Consider the following 19946-nt stretch of genomic DNA (forward strand, 5'->3'; position numbering starts at 1 on the left):
CGCAGATTAACCGACGTGCGGGGGTTCGGACGGTTGAGGGGCTGATTGCGATCGCGGATGCTTGAAGCGGTGATAGCCAACGGGAACCGCCACTAACACCAGCAAAAATGGGCTGAAAACTGCTAACCAAATCGCCAACCGGATCAAGCTGGTGGTGAGTTCGCCCAAAGAGTGCGTTGCCTGGTTCCAGGTTTCCCGAACGTCTGAACCTAAAGGTCGCGCTGGGGGAATACCTGCAACAGCTTCTTCCAAAGTTAGGGTAATGGTAGAGTAGGCGACTCGACTGCGTAAGCTTTTCAGTTGTGCATCCAGCTGTTCGATATTTTGCCGCACGTTGCTGAGTTCGTTGGCAACTTTCAAGACATCCCCCACTGAGCCGGAGCGTTCCATAATTTTGAGTAAGGTGCTTTCCTGTTTCCGCAGGTTCCGCAGTCGGGCTTCGTTATCCACGAGTTGATCGGTAACATCTTCAGCGGTGAGGGTGCGGCGCTGTACGGTTCCCAGTTTTGCTAAGAAATCGAGACTGGTTTCGAGCTGCTCTTGAGGAACCCGAATTTGCATGGATGCAGTGTGACGGGCGTTTTCGTCTTTGGGTTTTTGATCTTGGAATCCTAGCAAGTCGCCCTGCTGTTGTTTAACAATTTTTGAGGCGATTTCAATACTTTTTTCGATGGAGTTGACACTCACCGATAGTTCGGCGTTTTTGATCAATTGGGGGCGCTGTCTCGGCACCTGAGCCTTCGCCCCAGCAGGGCTTGCTATGTTTTGGGAGCGAACGGCTCCGGCTTCGGCTGCTGAATTTGCCATTGGCTCTGAATTTGGGGCGGTAGGCGCGAGTTGCGCCAGTTGTGTCTTTTGTTCAAAAGAAGAGGCACAACTGGTTAAAACGATGCCTCCCAGCAAGGCGCTTAAGAATAAAGAAGGTTTTAGCTTTGGATGAAGTGAGCCGTTCATTGCATAACCCCCAATTTAGTTATTGCCAGTATGCCTTACTGAAAAAAGGGGCACGCTGATTGTTGCGGTTTATGCAACACAGGGTGTTGCGGTGATAGGAAAGGGCGACGATACTTTCTCTAATCCGATGAGCGCGATCGCATCTAACGGCTTCCCTAAGCTAGATACGTGCTTTGTTAATTTACTTCACACTAGATCGAGAATTCGAGGAAAAAAGGACTGTTTTTCGTGATTGCTAACTTAGTTGAAAATGGTTGGGAAGTCATTTATCATCGCGCCCATGCCTTGCTAGCTGCTCAAATAGCGGGTCACTGGCACCAAAAAGATCGCCCAGAACGCTTGATCGAGACGGTAGCGGCAATTTCCCATCACGACGACTTAGAACGCGAGTGGGAAGGAAATCACCTCACCGAAGCGGGGGCACCCTTGGACTTTACCCTCGACAAGAAAACGGATCTCAAAAAGCTGGCTACACTGACGCAGAATTCCCGCTACCGAGGGCGCTGGGTTGCTTTGTTGATTTCGATGCATACCAGCTTTCTCAATGAAGGGAAACGGGGAGAGTCGCCAGAATTGGACAAATTTCTGGATGAGCAAAAAGAGCATCAAAAGCAATGGATTAAGGGGTTGAAGATTACCCAAAAGGAAGCCGATAAAGCTTATGCATTTATGCAATGGTGCGATCGCTTCTCACTCATCCTCTGCAATCACGAGTTGCCTGCTGGTGAGCGGGCTTTGGAAATCAGCAAGGGGCCAGACGGAAAGCGCTATGATGTGGTGCAGCGTAGCGATGGGAATCTCACCGTGAAACCTTGGCCTTTTGAAGAGGAAAAGTTTACGGTAAATGTGGAAGCGTGCTATCTCAGCCAAGTGAAATTCGACTCAAATGATGAACTCACGCACGCACTTCAAGAAGCACCGATCGACCTTTTAGAGTGGACGTTAGTGAAGTCTTGACGAATGGATAATGGGTAATTGGTCATGAGTCAGTCGCAACAAACCAAGGACTCGCGACTACTAACCATTACCCATTACCAATTTTCTAAGCCTAGGGTGATCTTGACGTAGTTTGATAGAATTAAGAGTTTGCACTACTCAAGATGCTTGCTCCAAGGAGTTGCCCCTATGGCCCGGATGTATTATGACAACGATGCCAACTTAGATTTATTAAGCGGAAAAACCATTGCTATCATCGGCTATGGCTCTCAAGGTCACGCCCACGCCCTCAATCTCAAAGATAGTGGCATGAATGTCATTGTCGGGCTGTATCCGGGTAGTAAGTCGGCTCAAAAAGCGAAAGAAGCTGGTTTAGCTGTCCACACGGTCGCTGATGCTGCCGCAGCGGCTGATTTCATTATGATTCTGCTGCCTGATGAGGCACAAAGAACAGTTTATACCAATGAAATTGCGCCTCATTTAACCGAAGGAAAGGTATTAGCCTTTGCCCACGGCTTCAATATTCACTTTGGTCAGGTTGTCCCGCCTGAGAATGTAGATGTAGTGATGGTAGCACCGAAGGGACCAGGACATTTGGTGCGACGCACTTACGAACAGGGTGAAGGTGTGCCTTGTTTATTTGCGGTGTATCAAGATGCCACTGGACAAGCACGCGATCGCGCGATGGCTTACGCGAAAGGTGTCGGCGGTACTCGTGCCGGAATCTTAGAAACGACTTTCCGGGAAGAAACTGAAACCGATCTATTTGGCGAACAAGTTGTGCTTTGCGGCGGCTTAAGTGCGCTGATTAAAGCGGGTTTTGAAACGCTTGTTGCTGCTGGCTATCAGCCGGAATTGGCTTATTTTGAATGTCTCCATGAAGTCAAACTGATTGTTGACTTGGTTGTGGAAGGCGGTTTAGCCAAAATGCGCGATAGTATCTCCAATACTGCTGAGTATGGCGATTTGACCCGTGGCCCTCGGATTGTCACCGACCAAACCCGCACTGAGATGCGGAAAATTCTCCAAGAAATTCAATCGGGTCAATTTGCTCGTGAATTTGTGCTAGAAAATCAATCTGGAAAAGCCGGATTTACAGCGATGCGGCGTCAGGAAGCCGAACATCCTATTGAGGAAGTTGGCAAAGATTTACGGGCAATGTTTAGCTGGTTGAAGAAAGTATAAGCCGTTAGACAGGAAAATAACCCTGATTAAAAACCCGTTTTCTTTAAAGAAAACGGGTTTTTAAGTTTGTGCAATACCAATTCATTCTTTATGATGCCTCATTTAAGATTCCCCCAACGATTACAGCACTAACCGGGAAGGATTGCTGCTTATTTATTATGTGTAAAGTTTTATATGGAGAAAAACCGGCTCCCTGACAACTTTCCTTTTTCTTTATAAATGCGCTCGGAAGTACCAGTCATCGGTAATGGATAATGGGAATGAACATTTTCCACTAACCCATTACCGATTAACTATTTGGTTCCTTTTTCCTCTTGTTCAATGGCTTTTTCGGTTCGCTCGTAAACATTTCTGGGTTTCTTGGTAGGAAATAATCCCAGTAAAGAATTATTCAAAGCGGTTCGGGTGTTGAAACTAGCTGTACTTAAGGGTTTTGGCAGAACGCGATCGCCAAAACCAATAAACATCAAAGCTAAAATAATCACCAATGGCGTAACTGTCTTTTTATCCACAATCGTATGAAAATTTTTCTAAGGTACTTTCTTCTATTGTTCCCTCAAAAACAGGAAAAGTTAAACAGTCAAAAGGGATTTTATCTGTTTTGGGCGGCTGTCTTGTCTTTACTCGCGCCTTTCTATTTATTACCCCCCTTATCAGCAGCATCGGAACGAGAAAATATCCTGAAGAATTCCCAGGCGCAAGGAGACGAGGATTTTATCAGTGGTGTCAGGAAAAGCTTACAAACCGCCCGTACAGAGAAAGCAGCCATAACGAAACAGGTTGTTAAACCAGATCCCGTCACCATTGATAATCGATCCCAGACATCTGACAGGCAAAGCGCTAGCGAATTCAACGCAGACAAACTGCTGCAACTAGGAATTCGGCAGCATCAAACGGGACAATTTCAAGAAGCCTTAAAGTCTTTGCAAAGGGCACTCAAACTCTACCAAGAGATCGGTTCGCGCCCGGGTGAAGCGAATGTGCTGTTGAATATTGGCGAAACTTACTTCACGTTAGGGCAATATTTGCGATCGCTTGCATTCTACTACCAGAGCTTAGACATTCTGCAAGGCATCGGCGATCAACCGGGCGCGGCTAAGGCGTTAGATAATTTGGGCAATGCTTACTTCTATCTGGGGGATGAAAAACAAGCGAAAGATTTTCGCGATGCAGCGCAAAAGCTGAGACAAGAAATCGGCAACCCAAAACGAGAAGCGGCTTTTCTAGGGAATGTGGGAATCGCTCACGAATCAGAGGGAGAATATCCAGAAGCGATCGCACTTTACAAAGAACAGCTCGCGACGGCACGAGAAAGCCGCAATCCGAATGCAGTGCTGGATTCTCTCAATAACCTGGCAGAAGCTTATCGCACCTTGGGACAATACCCGGAAGCCATTGACTTTTATCAGCAGCAGTTGCTAATTGCTCGGAAAAGCGGCAACGTCACGGAAGAAGGGTATTTTCTCAACAGTATTGCGGACGCTTTCGAGGCGCAGGGGCAATATCCAGAAGCGATTGAAGTCAGAAGACAGCAAGTTGCGATCGCTCAAAAAAGTGGTGATGCCGCATTGCAACTGATTGCCCTGAATAATTTGGCAAAAACTTACCAAAATGCGGGGCAATTTGAGCAAGCGATCGCGCTGTATCAAGAACCCCTAGAGGCGGCGAGGAAAACAGGCGATCGCTTGGCAGAAGGGACGGCGCTGAATAATTTGGCATTCGCGCTTCTCAAATCAGGTAAACCAGAAGAAGCCAAAGAAACCTTACTCAATTCAGTTAAAACTTGGGATGCTATCCGTGCCAACTTAGGCAGCACCAATCGCTATTTGGACGCGCAAACAACGACTTATCAGCGCTTGCAACAAGTTTTAATTGCTCAAAAACAGCCGATTGCCGCCTTAGAAATGGCTGAACAAGGGCGGATCAGGTCGATTGTCGATTTATTGCGGCTGCGGTTATCTACCGAACCCGTGGGAGCGGGTTTAAAACCCGCACCGAAGAAGCTGACTTTCCCCACGATTGAAGAAATTAAAAAAATCGCCAAACAAGAAAACGCCACACTCGTTGAATATTCAATTATTCCCGATGAAGGACTTTATGTTTGGGTGATTCCGCCTAGTGGGGAAGTGACGTTTCGTCGCATCGAACTGGGTGCCCAAAATACAATTTTCCCCGTCTCTTCCATCGAAAATGTAATTGCCAAAATTCCTGAATCTCTAGGATTGCAAGCGCCTGCCAATCCTCCGAAACCCAAAGAAAGTTCAGGACAAGCGCCAGCCGGAAATGCAACTTCCTCACCAGCGAAAGCGCCAATCATTCAGCCCAAACCGTTGCTGCAACTGCATCAACTATTAATTAAACCAATTGCCGATTTATTGCCAGAAGACCCAAATGCCCGTGTTATCTTTATTCCGCAAAAAGAAATGTTTCGGATTCCGTTTGCGGCTTTAGTGGATGTTTATGGCAACTCCCTGATCGATAAACATACCATTCTGACAGCACCGGCAATTCAGGTACTTGCTTTAACCAAAGAACAACGAGGAAAAACGTCTGGGGGTAATCGTCTGGTGGTCGGAAATCCCGTGATGCCGCGAATTGCACCAGCACTGGGGCAAGCACCGAAAGCGTTACCGCCGCTAGCAAATGCAGAACAGCAAGCCTTAGAAATCGCTGATTTTCTCAAGACAAAATCTTTGCTAATTGGCAACCAGGCGACAAAGGCGGCGGTTTTGGAACAGATGCGGAAAGCGAAGAGCGTTCATCTCGGAACTTATGCGATTCTGGATGATGTGAAGCGCCAAGGTGTACCCGGTGCGATCGCACTTTCTCCCGGTGGTTCCGATAATGGCTTACTTACTTCTGCTGAAATTCTGGAATCTTTTGCCCAACCCAAAGGGCAACACCTGCGTCCTGAATTAGTCGTTTTCACTGCTGTTGAAAACGGCAAGGGTAAAACAACTGGCGATGGAGTAATTGGTTTGTCTACTTCTCTGATTGCAGCGGGTGTTCCGACTGCGATCGTGCCTTTGTGGTCTGAGCCAGATGCTCCCACAGGTGCGTTAATGAGTGAATTTTACAAGCAGTTGAAGCAGAACGACGATAAAGCCAAAGCCTTGCGCCAAGCCATGCTCAAAATCAAGCAACAAAATCCCAATCCTAAAGACTGGGCAGGATTCACCTTAATTGGGGAACCCAGATAACTATCGCGGTTAGTACATACAAATATTTTTCGCGCAAAGGCCCAAAGACGAGACAGCGCCTTTGCGGGGAGGGGTTCTTCCCAGATTGCTGAATGAGGGGCGATATGGCTATGCTTCCTTATCTTTGAGCTGGAAGGTTTTCCGAAACACCCACTGCATAAAGCCGGGAAACATATTGTAAGAGGCTTTCGATAGATTGGCGGAACCGACCAACACCTCAGCCCGCTGATGCTTCACCGCCTCCCAAATTGCCTTTGCCACATCCTCCGGCTTCTCCACCACTGGGGTACTCAGCACCAGATCGAGCTGATCTCGACGCGCTTGGGCATCTTCTACATTCTTACCTCCAAAGATTGCCCGTTCCATCAAACTACTCTTGATTAGATTCGGGTAAATCCCACAAACATGAATGCCTTTGGGTGCGAGTTCTGAGTGCAGCGCTTCGGTCAATCCAGTTACCGCAAACTTGCTGGTATTATAAGGCACAAGATAAGGAACGGGGACTTTGCCGCCGATAGAACTCAGATTAACAATCGTGCCCTGTTTTCGCTCTAGAAAATGAGGTAATAGGGCGTGAATCGTATGAATATATCCCCACAGGTTGAGGTCTATCGTCTGGTGCCAATCGTCTAGGGAAAACGAGTCTGCTGGCCCGGATATATAACGACCTGCATTATTGATCAGCACATCGATAGCGCCATATTCTTCCAGCGCCTTCTCAACCAGGCTTTTCACCTGTTCTGGGTCTCTCACATCGGTGGGAACAGCTAGGGCTTTTCGACCGAGCGATCGCACTTCCTGTGCTGCCGCTTCCAAGCGGTCAGCCTGACGCGCCGCCATTACTAAGTCATATCCTTTCTGGGCAAACAAGAGAGCAGTTGCTTTGCCGATGCCTTGAGAAGCACCTGTAATTAGTACTGTGGAAGCCATACGGTTATTTCAAATAATAGTGCTTTGCTCTCTAAGTTTGTTCAACAAAAACTGGGAAATCCTCTAGCTTTCGTCAGAGTTTTTAATAAAAACTGCTGTAGTTCTGCTCACATAAATCCGATGAACTTTGTGATATAAATTACTTTCTCTAAAACCCCTTACATCTTCCTTGAGAATTAAATGCAGTTTGGGACTATAGACAGAGAGCAGAGATTAATGGGGTAGTTAGGATGTATGCGTAATCAATTTGTTAAGGAATGTAAACGATGCAGACTCGCCCTACTGATTTACCACCTGTTGCTAGCGCCTACAATGGCAAAGACCGTAATGCCTTTCTGTTTGGCTGGAATCCTCAAGCTGAGCTATGGAACGGACGCTTGGCGATGATCGGCTTTTTAGCTTACCTACTTTGGGATTTCGCAGGCTACAGCGTCGTTCGGGACGTGCTGCACCTGGTTTCCTATACCCGCTAATGTCTGTACCCGCTAATGATTGACTTGCAAGACTCGTCTGGCTGGCAGTTGTAGATAAAAACTTCATCTGCGAGCCGGACGGTCAAGCACTCGATGAGCTTGCGACTGAGGTGCAGTCAGAGGCGGCGGTTAAACGTCTCTGGTTCGGATCGCAGTACCAGCTATCCTTTACAATAGTTATATTATTTTTACAGTATTTAACAAAAAGGAAGCGCTATCTCATCCAAACTACCGAGCATCAACAGGTTTTCTTCCCAGAGGGACTTGCACTCAACCGATTTTTGAAGGATGAGTATCGTTGTAAACCAAGCGCGATCGCAGGTTCTTCAGGATAAGGTAGCGATCGCTTCGCTATTAGCTCCTAAATTTTTGCTCGAAAGGAAAGCTACAAATTTATACAAGCATGATTCAGCTCGAACACGCACCTCTGCAACAAGCGAAACTTCCGCGAATACAAAGAAGTGAAAATCCAATTATTGGACTTGTAATTGCTTTTACTATTATTGGCATCTGGGCAAGCAGTCTGGTTTTCTTGATGTCTCTTGACTGGTCGCAAATTCCTACAGTGTGGAGAATCCCCGCGATCGTTTGGCAAATGTTTCTGTATACAGGATTATTCATTACCGCCCATGATGCAATGCATGGAGTGGTATTTCCTGAAAACCGTAAGATTAATAACTTGATAGGTTCATTGGTATTATTGTTGTATGGATTCTTTTCTTTTGACGAGTTATTGAAAAAGCATGGGGTACACCACCAGCACCCAGCAAGCGAATTCGATCCGGATTTTCATAACAGTCAGCATAAAAACTTTTTTGCCTGGTACTTTCACTTTATGAAAGGTTATTGGAGCTGGAAACGCTTGTTTGCTTTAATGGCTTTCTATAACCTGATTGCTTTCACCCTGCCGATCCCCGAATTGAATTTGACTTTATTTTGGGTGATTCCTTCAATTTTAAGTTCGGTACAGTTATTCTTTTTCGGTACTTTCCTGCCTCATCGAGAGCCACAAGAGGGTTATACAGATCCTCATCGCGCCAAAACCAATGCTCTGCCAGTTTTCTGGTCATTTATCACCTGTTATCATTTTGGCTACCACGAGGAACATCACGAACATCCTCATCTTCCTTGGTGGCAGCTACCAGAAGCTTACAGAATGAATCAGACCTCTAGTTGACAAATCACCGTTTGTACTGCCAATTGCCATTGTAAATAGATAGAAGGGGCGTATTAGATACGCCCCTTTTTTATTACTTCTTAATCGGTAATTTTTTAGGTGGTGGGAGACTATTTTTCTTTTTCTCTTCCAATTTTTGTTCTTCCAACTTCTTTTCTTCTAATTTTTGCGTTGCTAGGGTTTTGTTTTCCAACGCTAAAGTGTTTTTTGGATCGAGTTTCAACACTTCATCAAAGACAGCGATCGCTTCTTCTAACCGATCTAACAACAAGAGGGCAACCCCTCGACCGGCAAGACTATTCGCATCATTGGGCGTAATGCGAATCGCCTGGGCGTAAGCGGCGATCGCTTCTTCATACCGTTCTAAAGCGACTAACACGACGCCTCGGTTGTACCAAGCTTGTGATAATTCAGGATTGAGGCTAATCGCGCGATCGCTTGAGGCGAGGGCTTCGGGGTTTCTTCCCAAATGCCATAGCACCACCGTTCGGTTCGCCCAGATATCGGCAAGCAGCGATTGATTGAAGTTCGGATCGCTACTTTTAATCGCTTGATCGTAAGCGGCGAGTGCTTTGGGATAATCTTTTACTGTCCTAAGTATCCTGCCTTTGTTGAACCAAGCTTGGGCATAGTTAGGATTAAGGCTGGTGGCGCGATCGCTCGAAACGATGGCTTCGGAGTATCTTCCCAAAAACCACAGGGTAACGCTGCGGTTGTTCCAAGCTTCCGGGTAATCAGGGTTAAGACCGATGGCGCGATCGTGAGAGGCTAATGCTTCTTCGTACTTGCCTTGTCCAGCTAAAGCATTTCCCCGCTGATCCCAGGCTAATGATGGACTCGCCTCACCCCATCTTCCATCTCCTTGCAATGCTTTATCGCAGGCGGCGGCGGCGTCTTCGTACTTGCTGACTTTGTTTAGCGTCGCGCACTGGTTCGCCAGCGCTACAGAGTACGTGGGACTCAATTTCACCGCCATTTCCTGAGAGGGGAGTGCTTGGGCGTACTTACCCACCAGTGACAGCAAAACGCCATGTTCAGTCCAAGCGGTGGCGTCTGTGGGATTCAGCGCCAAAGCTTGATCGTAAGAAGCGATCGCTTCTTGGTACTGACTTAATTTTTTGAGCGCCACACCTCGGTTGTACCAGGCGATGGCTGGAGTCCCAGCGCCCCAATCAGCATCACTTTTCAGCGCCAAATCGCAAGCCGCGATCGCTTGTGAATATTGCCCAGACGCAGACAGTGCAGCGCATCGATCCGCTAAAGCTAAGGAATAATCTGATTTAATTTCTAAGGCTTGGTCAAAAGAAGCGATCGCTTCGGCGTTCTGTCCCAACTTCCTTTGCGCTAAGCCTTTGTTATACCAAGCGATCAGCGGCGTATTGTTCTCCCAATTTCCATCGCCTCTGAGTGCTTTGTCACAAGACGCGATCGCGTCTTCATATTTGCCTAAGTTGGCGAGGGCAATGCACCGAGCCGCCAAAGCTAGGGAATAGTCGGGTTTGAGGCGGATAGCCTTATCAGCAGAAACCAGGGCTTCGGTGTATTTTGCTTGTCCTAGCAGCCCATCCACTCGGTCAGTCCAGATTTTCGGCTTTTTGGGATCGAGGGCGATCGCTTGGTCGCAAGCGGCGACGGCTTCTGCATATTTCTTCTCGTCCCCCAATAAGTCACACAAACTCCCCCAGTAATCAATGTCCTTCAACTCTAGGGGTGGCTGCGGCGCTGGCTGCGCCAGTATCTTGGAGCAGTAAAAACTAACACTTACATAATAAAAACTTAACAGAAATAAACTAAAAGTAAAAAATCTTTGGTTCGCCTTTTTCTCTCTGCGGGATTGCCCTAGCAATGCGATCGCCTTCTTTAAATTGCCGTAGTCTGCCATAGCGAGAGCTTAATTTTAGACTTCAAGAATAGCATAAGCGCGACCATTTATTCCCTTTTCAAAATTAATATTTAACACTTTATCTGTAAAGTAAAATAAACTCTTACCAGGTTTAAAAAAATTAGAAAAGTATGATTATCTTATCCTTTCGGGAGCTGGCAATAAATGTCCGGATTTTTATAAAAAACGCTTAAATATACTCTGTCAACGCCCTCATCTATTAACGTAATCCTACGGATTCTTGCCTTAACAATTATGCAACGTAATTTTTTTATTAGTTTAGGCGCAAGCCCAATGCTCAAAATTGCCATTTTCTTGCTCGGAATCATTCCGCTACTATCAATCGATGCTGCTTACGCTCAAGTCCCGCCCTCTGGAACTTTCACCGCTACACGCACTTGTGTAGCACCACGAGCAATTAACGGGATAAATCCGGGTAATATCCAAGTCTCAAACGGTCAGCGTTATCAAGCAATTGGCTTCAATTCTCCAAAGCGAAAGTTTATTCAGCTTGCAGTCCCTGGTGCTAAGCCAGAACGTCGCTGGGTTAGTGCTGATTGTGGTAATTTTTCCCCCACAACAGATGCGATGTCTGAACCGAACTCCGGCACGGTAACGCAGGCATCGACATCGGTACTACCCTTTTTTGATAGTGTTAATACTCCAGAGCTTCATGGCTTTCCACGCGGGCAAAAAGCAGACATCACACCGCCATTACCCCAACTCAATGCTTTTGACCAAGCAGTGTTGAGAACCTGCGGGTCGATTGGCAGCAAAGTTCCAGCAAGTGCTTTCAAACAATTGATGTCAGAAAATCGAGATGTACTGCGTGAAATTCAACAAGCGGTGGGTGGGGAACTGCGTGCCGTCCGCAGTACAGAAGCAGAATTTCTCGACGATTTAACGGCTGCTTGGTCTGCAAGAGGCGGCTTTGAACATATCTTTTGTGGTGAACTCGAAGGGGCAACGAAGATTGGCGGGCTACACTTTTTTGGCAGATATCGAGAACTGCAAGAACAAGGAATTGGCGGACGACTTGCGAATAATTTGAACAAAGAAGAGGTGGTTCCAGGGCTAGTTTATACTCTGGGAGTATTCATCAAAAAGGATGGTCAAACTTGGAAAGATAATATCAAAGGATACGCTCTCGTCAGCGATGCCAAAGAAATGTTATTAGATGCGACAAAAGCATTGAAAGCGCAGGGAAATGCTCAGGGAGCTTGCATTTTAACAGTGCAGGATGATGAAACGAAAAAATCTTATAAGGCGGTTTTTGTCAAGAGTCGAGATGCAATCGTTACTTTTTATCCTGATGCGACTCCTGGGGGAAAAGCGTGCAAAAGTTAATTGAATAACTTCATCCCCGCCCCGTTGCTCATAGCGTATACACACACGTCTTCTAGAACCTATTTGTCCCGTTTTGCTCCCCCTAAATCCTTCTATAAATTGAGAGGATAGGGGGAGTATCAATATTCTGCAACTGATACCTCAGATGGAAGGTGGGCGGAAATAGCGCCAGTAGGATTTGAGGGGGATATTGAATGGGATGCAGACATCATTGAAGATTGGAAAAACGAATGGATTGCTTGGGCTTGAGTTGAAGGCGCAGACATGGCTAACCCTGGTTCGGTTCGCTGCCAGCTAGCACCTAGCAATTATTGATGCTTGTCCAGTACCTCGGAAGTAAAGACGCGATCGCTCTTTTAGCGCTTGAACCAGCAAGATTGGCAGTTAATCGCACTGCGCCACCGTTTGTTAAGAGAAATTTGCCATGACTCTTAAAATCAAAGTTTTTTCTGACTACGTTTGTCCATACTGTTTTCTAGCCGAATTCCCCCTAGAAGCAGCCATTCAGGGAAAGGACGTTGAAGTTGAGTGGCTACCCTTTGAGCTTCGACCATCACCACAGGCGACGCTGAAACCGGAAGACGATTATCTTCAAACGGTGTGGAAGCAGTCAGTCTATCCGCTAGCAAGAAAAATGGGTGTTGAGATCAAGCTACCAACTATCTCGCCACAACCACATACACATCTAGCGTTCGAGGGTTATCAGTACGCTAGAGAACATGGTAAAGCTAACGAATACAATGACCGTCTTCTCCGAGCGTTTTTTCAAGAAGATCGGGATATTGGCAATATCGAGATTTTGACGCAGTTAGCGGGAGAAATTGGGCTGGATGAAAAAGAGTTTAGAGAATCCTTGGAAACTCGAAGGTATAAAACAGCTCATCAGCAGGCATTAGAACAGACTCGCAAAGAAGTCGGTATTACCTCAGTCCCGACATTTATGATTGGCGATCGCATTTTGCCGGGTTTGTTAAGTCAAGAAAGCTTGGAACGAGCCATTGATCAGGCATTGGAGGGCAATCTTAGTCAAAAATAGCGATCGCCTAAACTGCCCATTTTTCTAACCATTGGCGTGAATTCCCTAACCGACAAATTCATCCCCATCGGGATGGGTAAAGTACAACTCTAGTCATTACAGGAGATAAAATATGGCAATCCTTTCAGGACGAGCTTGGATTACGGGTGCTAGTAGCGGCATCGGCGCAGCGACCGCCAAAATATTGGCTCAGAACGGAGCGAAAGTCGTTTTGTCGGCACGCCGCACAGAGCAACTCGAACAGCTTTCCCAGGAAATTGAACGTGCAGGCGGTCAGGCGATGATCAAACCGTTGGACGTAACGAATCGGGAAGCTGTGGCACAGCTTGGGGAGGAACTGGAAACAATGGGTGGCGTGGACATCCTGATCAATAACGCTGGTTTAATGCCTCTGGCACCGATGCTGGAAGGGCGTGTGGATGAGTGGGAGCGGATGATTGATGTGAACCTGAAGGGACTCCTCTACACCATTCATGCTGTCCTTCCCGGCATGGCTAAGCGCAAGCACGGTCATATTGTGAATCTGGGATCGGTGGCTGGACGCTTTGCTTTTAAAGGGGGGGCTGTCTATTGCGGAACCAAATTTGCGGTGCGCGCCATCTCCGATAGTTTGCGCCAAGAGGCAATTGAATATGGCGTGCGGGTGACAGACATTGAACCAGGGGCGGTGGCGACTGAACTTACCGATTCGATCAAGCACGAGGCAACCAAAAAAGCTGTGACCGGACAAGGCGGTTTTTATGCTCCGGGTGCGGATATTCTGCAAGCGGAAGACATTGCCAACGCGATTCTTTACGTGGTGAGCCAACCTGAACACGTCAATATTGGTGAGTTGTTGATTCGTCCGCGGATTCAGGAACTCTAACGAATTTAACCGAAAGGATCGGCGTAGAGCAGCGCCAGGTCGAGGTCATTGGTCAAGGAACCTTCGCACTCGTTCCCTATCTGAGATAGGGAACGAGACACAGATACAGATATCGATTTTATTGCGCGGCAAAGTCAGGACGGCGATCGCTCCAAAGTTTTGCAGCTTCTAGTTGTGCCGCGAGGGCAATCAACGTGGTTTCGTCAGCGGGGCGTCCCACTAACTGCACGCCGATTGGCAACCCGTTGGCGTCAAAACCAGTCGGAAGTGAGATTGCAGGCTGTCCGGTGGCATTGAATGGGGGACACGGAGCGATCCACTGAATGATTTTCTGCAATCTTTCCTCCGGATTCAGGTGCGCCCACTCGCCAATCCGAATTGGCTGATGCATATAAGTTGGCACTACCAAAACGTCATAGTTGTCAAAAAAGGCAACAATGCGCCGTGCCATAATTTGCATCTGAGTAACCGCTTGCAGATATTCACCCGCAGAACCGGATTGCTCTAACATCCAGCGATTCATCGGTTCCAGGTAGTCGCCGGGAATCCCCGTCGCCGCTACACCAGCTTGCCAAACTTTGGAAAAAGGTTTGATTAAATCGGTAAAATCTGGACAACCGGGTTCAACGGTATGACCCATTTCTTCTAGCAATTGCACAGTTTTTTGGACGGCTTGCCCAGATGCCGAATCGGCTTCGCCTATCGGGGGAATTGTTGTAGAAAAAGCAATCCGCAAAGACCCCAATTTTTGGGCAGTTGCGGCAAGAAAAGTCGTTCCTGGGTCGGGCAACCAGTAGGGATCGCCCGCGACATAACCAGACATGACATCCAGAAGGGCGGCAGCATCGGCAACGTTACGCGCCAAGCAGCCATTGGTTGCAATGCCATTTAGATGATCGCCCACAGGTGCATAAGACACCCGACCCCTGGAGGGTTTAATGCCGACTAAACCACAACAAGCGGCGGGACCGCGCACCGAACCGCCGCCATCAGAACCTTGAGCGATCGCGCACAACCCCGCCGCCGTAGCCGCCGCAGCGCCCCCACTCGATCCCCCTGGTGTATAGTCGAGATTCCACGGATTCCGGGCGGGTGGAAACGCCGGAGGTTCTGTATAAGGGAAAGAACCCAGTTCAGAAGTCGCCGTCTTACCGAGAATCGTAAACCCCGCCAGCTTAATCCGCGTCACCACCGCATCATCATAAGCGGCAATTTTGTCCATCAGCGCCGCTGTTCCGTAGGTACAGCGAACACCAGCAACGGGGTTGAGGTCTTTAATCGAAATGGGTACCCCAAAAAAGGGCGGAAATTCTTCTGTGTTGCCTGCCAATGCTTCCGTCTTCGCCTGGGCATCGGCAAGCGCCATATCTGCCATGACGGTAAAATAACTCCCCAGTTGGGAATCCAGTCTCTGAATGCGTTCCAGGTAAAGTTCCACCAACTCTAGCGGTGATACTTGTTTGCTGCGGATGAGCCGCGCCTGTTCTATCGCTGGGGTAAAAGCTAAATCAGTTTGATTCATGGGGACTTTGGGCGATCGCTACTTGATCTTGAACGCCTAAGCGCGTCTAGGCAATAAAATCCTAGCTTGCCATTGTTTCACGCGATCGCTCTAACCTAAAGTATCCGGCTCGACACCAAGCGATCGCAGTTGTTCTGCTAGTCGTTCTGCTGCCTCTTCTGGGGTAAGAACTAGAGAACCTTCTGGGATAAAGTAGCGCAATTTTCCGGCTTCTATACCCAAATACAAATCTAGAACCTCACTCCACAGCCAGCCTTGAGGGTTGGGCGCGATCGCTTGATATTGTTCTCCTACCAACCGGAAACCTGCTAACTCTAAACTTTCGGGATCGAACCAAAAGTATTCTGGCGTGCGAAAGCGGTTTTGATACAACTCTTTTTTGAGATTTCGGTCAATGCTAGCAGTCGTATTGGACAGTAATTCGATAATTAAATCGGGATATTTGCCTTCTTCCTCCCACACTACCCAAGATGGTCGCTCTTTTTTTTCTGTGTTTTTCACCAGGAAAAAGTCTGGTCCTCTAAAGTCTCGATTTCGCAATTGCTGCCGACTAAAATAAACTGTCAGATTAGCGCCAATAAAAAAATCATTGCGATCGCGCCAAAGCCATTCTAAGCAACTCACCAATAAAGCTAGTTGCTTGTAGTGCAAAGAACTTTCCATTTCTGGTTCATCGCTCAAAAGTTTTGTAGCATCTGGCATTTGTGCTTCTAATTCTTGTGCTGTTTGGTACATATTGCCACCTGCTCATAGCTATTTTAAATTTCGAATTTTAGAGATGAGAATAGAATTTGTATCAAGATGCGATCGCTTTATCAACTTATTCTATAAAAATAAACAAAGCCCGCATAGGCGAGCTTTGTTTGTATAGTCCCAGCATTTTATACTGCGGGTCAATCAATGTAACGATGCGTTAAACTTTCGAGCGGTCGGTCAAAATCTCATATCCATCTTCCGTCACCAGCACGGTATGCTCAAACTGAGCTGACAGGGCATTATCCACCGTCACTGCCGTCCACTTGTCGGATAAGATGCGGGTAAACTTTGAACCAGCATTTAAAATCGGCTCAATTGCCAAAGTCATTCCAGCCCGAAGCTTGACATTTGGCATTTCACGGGTACGGAAATTAAAAACAGACGGTTCTTCGTGCAAATTCCGCCCAACACCGTGTCCGGTGAAGTCTTCCACAATACTAAAACCATTGCTTAGCACATGGTCTTGAATGGCACCTGCAAGGTCGAGCAAGTAGGCTCCAGCTTTAACTTGTTCAATTCCTTTGAAGAGTGCTTCTTCTGCCACGCGGATTAACTTAGCCGCTTCTGGTGTCACCTCACCCACGGCGATGGTAATGCAGGAATCACCGTGATAGCCCTGGAAATAAGCACCTGTATCAACTTTCAAGACATCGCCAGTCCGAATGACTTTTTTGGCGTTGGGAATGCCATGTACGACTTCGTTGTTGATGCTGGAGCAAATGGAAGCGGGGAAGCCGTGATATCCCTTAAAACTGGGTGTTGCCCCCATTTCGCGGATGCGCTTTTCGGCATAAGCGTCTAAATCCGCCGTTGTCATACCAGGCTGCACCATCTCTTGAATTTCTTTCAGCACGGTTGCCACAATCTTCGCCGCCTGTCGCATGATTTCAATTTCACGCTGTGACTTAATTTCAACGCCACGACGTTGTTTTTTCTCGCGGGGAGGTTGAGCGGGTTGGAAAAGCAGATTGTTCAGGATGTTCATTTGACAGATGGCGAGTGGTGGGATGTCAACAGGGTAAAGCGATCGCTCCTCCCGCCTGCTTCTGGGGTGATTGACGACTGAGGAAGGACTCTCCCTGTTAATTTGTCAGGTATTTATTATCTTAAGTTAACTTTGTTGAAACCATTCCTAGGGCGGGAGGCTCCACGGTTGTTCTCGCATCTAAATCGGTTCACGGTTACAGCTACCAACTGGTATTAAGACTGGTTCTGCCGCGCTGCCATCAACTCCTTGAATCGAGGCTTAAAGGCTTCAATTGCCTCCTGAGTGGGCTGGGTTTTTTGCCATGCAGGACGCTGCGTCAAGTTCTCACACCAGGCACTCAGTTTGGGATGGTTATCCAGCGATACGCCTAGCATAGGCAATAACGGCACCATCGTTCCGGCGACAATCTCGGCGAGGGTGAGACTAGGGCTACCCGCAAAGTATCGATCGTCGCCCAGTAAACTCTCAAAAAAGTTCAATACTGTCAGAATCTTCTGCTTTGACTGCTCCAACTGCTGTGCGTCTGCATCCAAGCCCATCATTTGATTCGCGAATGGGTTTATGGCAGGTAACAGTTCGTTGACAGTCACCATTTCTACCATCCGCACGGTTGCTAGCGCCTTGACATCCGTAGGAAGCAAGGCAGGAGTGGGATATTTTGCCTCTAGATAGTCAAGGATGGCTAAGGATTCTATGACGTTAAAGCCATCATCCACTAAAACTGGAATGTGGTGGAAGGGATTCATCGCTAGAAATTCTGGTTGAAATTGATCGCCATCCATATTCAGCGATACCAGCTCAAAGGGAATTTCTTTCTCCAGTAGCGCCACCCATACGCGCCTTGAGTTGGCGGAAAGGGGGGTGTGATAAAGCTTCAGCATGAGGATACCTCTCCAGAACTTATTTCCTAGGATACTCACTCCCTGGTCTGGCAACGAGCGCGATCGCGTCTGCAACTTTATCGCCGACTTCCCTCTCCCTATTCCATCTTTCTGCTAAGAAACACTAGCGAACCGTCTTTAAGCCTTCAACTTTATCCATAAATAAATCAGTGAAAATGCTCATGATTGTGCGTTTACGTACCTTCAGGTTGACACTTACCGACATCCCTGATTGCAGCGGGACTTCTCGACCTTTAATTAAAAGAGACTGATTATTTAAGCTAACTTTGGCAGGAAACGTATAATAAGGGCGAATTTGTTCGGGTGGTAGAGCATCCGATCCAATCCAGGTTAAACGACCTTTCGTATCGCCAAATTCTCGGAATGGAAAAGAATCAATTCTAATATCTGCTTCCATTCCTTCTTTCACAAAGCCGATATCTTTATTTGTGATAAAAACTTTAGCAACTAGGCTGTCACTTGGAACGATTTTTAAAACGGGTTCGGTAGAATTAGTAACAAAACCTGGCCCATGAGGTTTTAGCTCAAAGATGGTTCCATCTACCGGAGCTTTAATTTCTTGATATTTTAAATTTTGTTCCGCTTGACTCATTTGGCTGTCAATTTCTGCAAGGCGCTTGTTGTTTTCTACAATTGCCTTGTTTAGCTGATCGTCAATTTCTGCCAAACGTTTTTCATTCTCAGCAATTTTGGTTTGCAAATCTTGTTTAGTCAAAGCGATGGTATTTTGCAGCTTTTCATTCGCTTGCGCGATCGCTAGCTGTAACCGCTTCTGTTCCTGAGTCAGTTGATCCACCTCAGCTTTGCGAGTGCGTACATCCTGCTTCTGCTTCAGGTATTGCACGCGGGAAACTGCTCCTTGCTTCATGATTGGTTCTATATCGTCGAGAATCCCCTGATTCACCTCTAATAGGTCTTTAGAACTCGCTATCTCTACCTGAGTTTGACTTAGCTGCTTTTCCAATTGCTCAGCTTCCAACCTAGCAGTCGCAACGCGAGAATTGAGTTCTGCTATACTCGATTGAAAACGCTGCTGTTGATCTAAGCTAAGACTTGTTCCTTTAGAAGAACCTCTTAGTTGAGCGCGATACAGTTGATTTTCTGACGCTAAAGAGGATCGCACTTTAGTCAGAGAGACTAACTCTAATGGCAGTTTTAGTTGAGCCGTCTCTCCATCTATCGCTGCGGGGAAATCTGCGCCTTTTATTTGCGAACGATAAAACTGATTTTCTTGCTTTAATGCTGTCTGAATTTTATTTAGGGAAGTCAACTGAGCCTGAGCCGTTTGCGAGTCTAAACTCAGCAGTTTATCCCCTTTTTTTACTCGTTGCCCATCCTTGACGTAAATTGCTTTCACTACCCCTGCTATTGGAGCTTGAACTTCCTTAACAGCACCTTGAGGTTCCAGTTTGCCAGTCGCAGGAATGGCTTCTTCAATTTGGAATACAGAAGCCCAAACTATCACAAAAGTTGTCATTCCCATGATTCCCCAAACAATCGCACGAGACCAAGTCGGGGATTGTTGAAGAATAACAGCTTGATCGAAGTTGTTTGAGGTAGAGGCGGGTGGTGTTACTTCCTGATTAGGATTAGGAGTTGGAACTGTGTTGGGTACTAAAGATAGATGCTGGTTAGATTGTTTTCCATTTTGTTGAAGCATAGCTGACAATAGTTTTGAGGACTGAGGACTAAGGGTTAAGGACTGAGGACTGAGAGTTGAGGACTGAAGAGTGTTAGCGAAGCGGTGCTGTGTTTGCGGACTGAATAATAGAGGGTGAGAGTGGGAAAGGGAG

At 47.1% G+C, this 19946-nt stretch carries 17 protein-coding genes; 8 read left to right on the forward strand and 9 right to left on the reverse strand.

Features of this window, described 5'->3' with window-relative positions:
- Positions 1 to 6: 6 nt before the first annotated feature.
- Positions 7 to 954 (reverse strand): DUF4349 domain-containing protein, encoded by a 948-nt coding sequence (locus NDI33_RS01660; protein ID WP_190678408.1) that lies wholly within the window; start codon positions 952 to 954, stop codon positions 7 to 9.
- A gap of 228 nt (positions 955 to 1182) precedes the next feature.
- Between NDI33_RS01660 and NDI33_RS01665 the strand changes: the two genes are divergently transcribed.
- Both NDI33_RS01665 and ilvC read left to right on the forward strand, forming a co-directional pair.
- Entirely contained in the window at positions 1183 to 1911 is a 729-nt protein-coding gene (locus tag NDI33_RS01665) for a DUF3891 family protein (protein WP_190410159.1), read from the forward strand.
- A gap of 168 nt (positions 1912 to 2079) precedes the next feature.
- On the forward strand, positions 2080 to 3075 hold the full coding sequence (gene ilvC / locus NDI33_RS01670) for a ketol-acid reductoisomerase (RefSeq protein WP_190410160.1): 996 nt from the start codon (positions 2080 to 2082) through the stop codon (positions 3073 to 3075).
- Positions 3076 to 3368: 293 nt separating this feature from the next.
- On the opposite strand, the gene NDI33_RS01675 is transcribed toward ilvC, so the two are convergent.
- Positions 3369 to 3587 carry a hypothetical protein gene (locus tag NDI33_RS01675; RefSeq protein ID WP_190528860.1) on the reverse strand — a complete coding sequence of 73 codons (219 nt, stop codon included), beginning with the start codon at positions 3585 to 3587 and terminating at the stop codon, positions 3369 to 3371.
- A 102-nt stretch (positions 3588 to 3689) separates the two neighbouring features.
- On the opposite strand from NDI33_RS01675, the gene NDI33_RS01680 reads away from it, so the two are divergent.
- A complete protein-coding gene (locus NDI33_RS01680) occupies positions 3690 to 6275 on the forward strand; it encodes a CHAT domain-containing tetratricopeptide repeat protein (protein ID WP_348245610.1) in 2586 nt (861 codons plus the stop codon).
- Positions 6276 to 6383: 108 nt separating this feature from the next.
- Here the strand turns inward: NDI33_RS01680 and NDI33_RS01685 are convergent, their stop codons facing one another.
- The gene (locus NDI33_RS01685; RefSeq protein ID WP_190430800.1) at positions 6384 to 7205 is read right to left on the reverse strand and encodes an SDR family oxidoreductase; all 822 of its coding nucleotides are present in this window, start codon (positions 7203 to 7205) and stop codon (positions 6384 to 6386) included.
- A 266-nt stretch (positions 7206 to 7471) separates the two neighbouring features.
- Here NDI33_RS01685 and NDI33_RS01690 point away from each other — a divergent pair, with 266 nt between their 5' ends.
- Together NDI33_RS01690 and crtW are read left to right on the forward strand one after the other, a co-directional pair.
- Positions 7472 to 7678 (forward strand): chlorophyll a/b-binding protein, encoded by a 207-nt coding sequence (locus NDI33_RS01690; protein WP_190410163.1) that lies wholly within the window; start codon positions 7472 to 7474, stop codon positions 7676 to 7678.
- A 403-nt stretch (positions 7679 to 8081) separates the two neighbouring features.
- Positions 8082 to 8855 (forward strand): beta-carotene ketolase CrtW, encoded by a 774-nt coding sequence (gene crtW / locus NDI33_RS01695; protein ID WP_190678411.1) that lies wholly within the window; start codon positions 8082 to 8084, stop codon positions 8853 to 8855.
- 73 nt (positions 8856 to 8928) lie between these two features.
- Here the strand turns inward: crtW and NDI33_RS01700 are convergent, their stop codons facing one another.
- Positions 8929 to 10737, reverse strand: coding sequence for a tetratricopeptide repeat protein (locus NDI33_RS01700; RefSeq protein ID WP_190678413.1), 1809 nt, complete (start codon positions 10735 to 10737; stop codon positions 8929 to 8931).
- Positions 10738 to 10992: 255 nt separating this feature from the next.
- Here NDI33_RS01700 and NDI33_RS01705 point away from each other — a divergent pair, with 255 nt between their 5' ends.
- From NDI33_RS01705 to NDI33_RS01715, 3 genes are all read left to right on the forward strand, one after another.
- Positions 10993 to 12084 (forward strand): EndoU domain-containing protein, encoded by a 1092-nt coding sequence (locus NDI33_RS01705; RefSeq protein ID WP_242033255.1) that lies wholly within the window; start codon positions 10993 to 10995, stop codon positions 12082 to 12084.
- 424 nt (positions 12085 to 12508) lie between these two features.
- Positions 12509 to 13120: a DsbA family oxidoreductase gene (locus NDI33_RS01710; protein WP_190678415.1), complete on the forward strand. Its 612-nt coding sequence runs from the start codon at positions 12509 to 12511 to the stop codon at positions 13118 to 13120.
- Between the two features lie 112 nt (positions 13121 to 13232).
- Complete coding sequence (locus NDI33_RS01715; RefSeq protein ID WP_190678416.1) at positions 13233 to 13985, forward strand: SDR family oxidoreductase; 753 nt, start codon at positions 13233 to 13235, stop codon at positions 13983 to 13985.
- 118 nt (positions 13986 to 14103) lie between these two features.
- Here the strand turns inward: NDI33_RS01715 and NDI33_RS01720 are convergent, their stop codons facing one another.
- The 5 genes from NDI33_RS01720 to NDI33_RS01740 form a co-directional block, all read right to left on the reverse strand.
- The gene (locus NDI33_RS01720) at positions 14104 to 15507 is read right to left on the reverse strand and encodes an amidase (RefSeq protein ID WP_190678418.1); all 1404 of its coding nucleotides are present in this window, start codon (positions 15505 to 15507) and stop codon (positions 14104 to 14106) included.
- Between the two features lie 90 nt (positions 15508 to 15597).
- Positions 15598 to 16242: a Uma2 family endonuclease gene (locus NDI33_RS01725; protein ID WP_190678419.1), complete on the reverse strand. Its 645-nt coding sequence runs from the start codon at positions 16240 to 16242 to the stop codon at positions 15598 to 15600.
- Positions 16243 to 16420: 178 nt separating this feature from the next.
- Positions 16421 to 17248, reverse strand: coding sequence for a type I methionyl aminopeptidase (gene map / locus NDI33_RS01730; RefSeq protein ID WP_190678420.1), 828 nt, complete (start codon positions 17246 to 17248; stop codon positions 16421 to 16423).
- A 215-nt stretch (positions 17249 to 17463) separates the two neighbouring features.
- A complete protein-coding gene (locus tag NDI33_RS01735) occupies positions 17464 to 18132 on the reverse strand; it encodes a glutathione S-transferase family protein (RefSeq protein WP_190678421.1) in 669 nt (222 codons plus the stop codon).
- 124 nt (positions 18133 to 18256) lie between these two features.
- A complete protein-coding gene (locus NDI33_RS01740; RefSeq protein ID WP_190678422.1) occupies positions 18257 to 19813 on the reverse strand; it encodes an HlyD family efflux transporter periplasmic adaptor subunit in 1557 nt (518 codons plus the stop codon).
- Positions 19814 to 19946 lie beyond the last annotated feature (133 nt).

It is taken from the genome of Trichocoleus sp. DQ-A1 (assembly GCF_039961955.1).
In the GTDB taxonomy this organism is placed as follows: domain Bacteria; phylum Cyanobacteriota; class Cyanobacteriia; order Cyanobacteriales; family FACHB-T130; genus FACHB-T130.

Excerpts from the sequence above, each read along its gene's own strand:
- NDI33_RS01690 (WP_190410163.1), top strand. The coding sequence starts at position 7,472 with ATGCAGACTCGCCCTACTGATTTACCACCTGTTGCTAGCGCCTACAAT.
- NDI33_RS01700 (WP_190678413.1), bottom strand. The coding sequence starts at position 10,737 with ATGGCAGACTACGGCAATTTAAAGAAGGCGATCGCATTGCTAGGGCAA.
- NDI33_RS01720 (WP_190678418.1), bottom strand. The coding sequence starts at position 15,507 with ATGAATCAAACTGATTTAGCTTTTACCCCAGCGATAGAACAGGCGCGG.
- NDI33_RS01715 (WP_190678416.1), top strand. The coding sequence starts at position 13,233 with ATGGCAATCCTTTCAGGACGAGCTTGGATTACGGGTGCTAGTAGCGGC.
- NDI33_RS01740 (WP_190678422.1), bottom strand. The coding sequence starts at position 19,813 with ATGCTTCAACAAAATGGAAAACAATCTAACCAGCATCTATCTTTAGTA.
- NDI33_RS01710 (WP_190678415.1), top strand. The coding sequence starts at position 12,509 with ATGACTCTTAAAATCAAAGTTTTTTCTGACTACGTTTGTCCATACTGT.
- map (WP_190678420.1), bottom strand. The coding sequence starts at position 17,248 with ATGAACATCCTGAACAATCTGCTTTTCCAACCCGCTCAACCTCCCCGC.
- NDI33_RS01725 (WP_190678419.1), bottom strand. The coding sequence starts at position 16,242 with ATGTACCAAACAGCACAAGAATTAGAAGCACAAATGCCAGATGCTACA.
- NDI33_RS01660 (WP_190678408.1), bottom strand. The coding sequence starts at position 954 with ATGAACGGCTCACTTCATCCAAAGCTAAAACCTTCTTTATTCTTAAGC.
- NDI33_RS01705 (WP_242033255.1), top strand. The coding sequence starts at position 10,993 with ATGCAACGTAATTTTTTTATTAGTTTAGGCGCAAGCCCAATGCTCAAA.
- NDI33_RS01685 (WP_190430800.1), bottom strand. The coding sequence starts at position 7,205 with ATGGCTTCCACAGTACTAATTACAGGTGCTTCTCAAGGCATCGGCAAA.
- crtW (WP_190678411.1), top strand. The coding sequence starts at position 8,082 with ATGATTCAGCTCGAACACGCACCTCTGCAACAAGCGAAACTTCCGCGA.
- NDI33_RS01735 (WP_190678421.1), bottom strand. The coding sequence starts at position 18,132 with ATGCTGAAGCTTTATCACACCCCCCTTTCCGCCAACTCAAGGCGCGTA.
- ilvC (WP_190410160.1), top strand. The coding sequence starts at position 2,080 with ATGGCCCGGATGTATTATGACAACGATGCCAACTTAGATTTATTAAGC.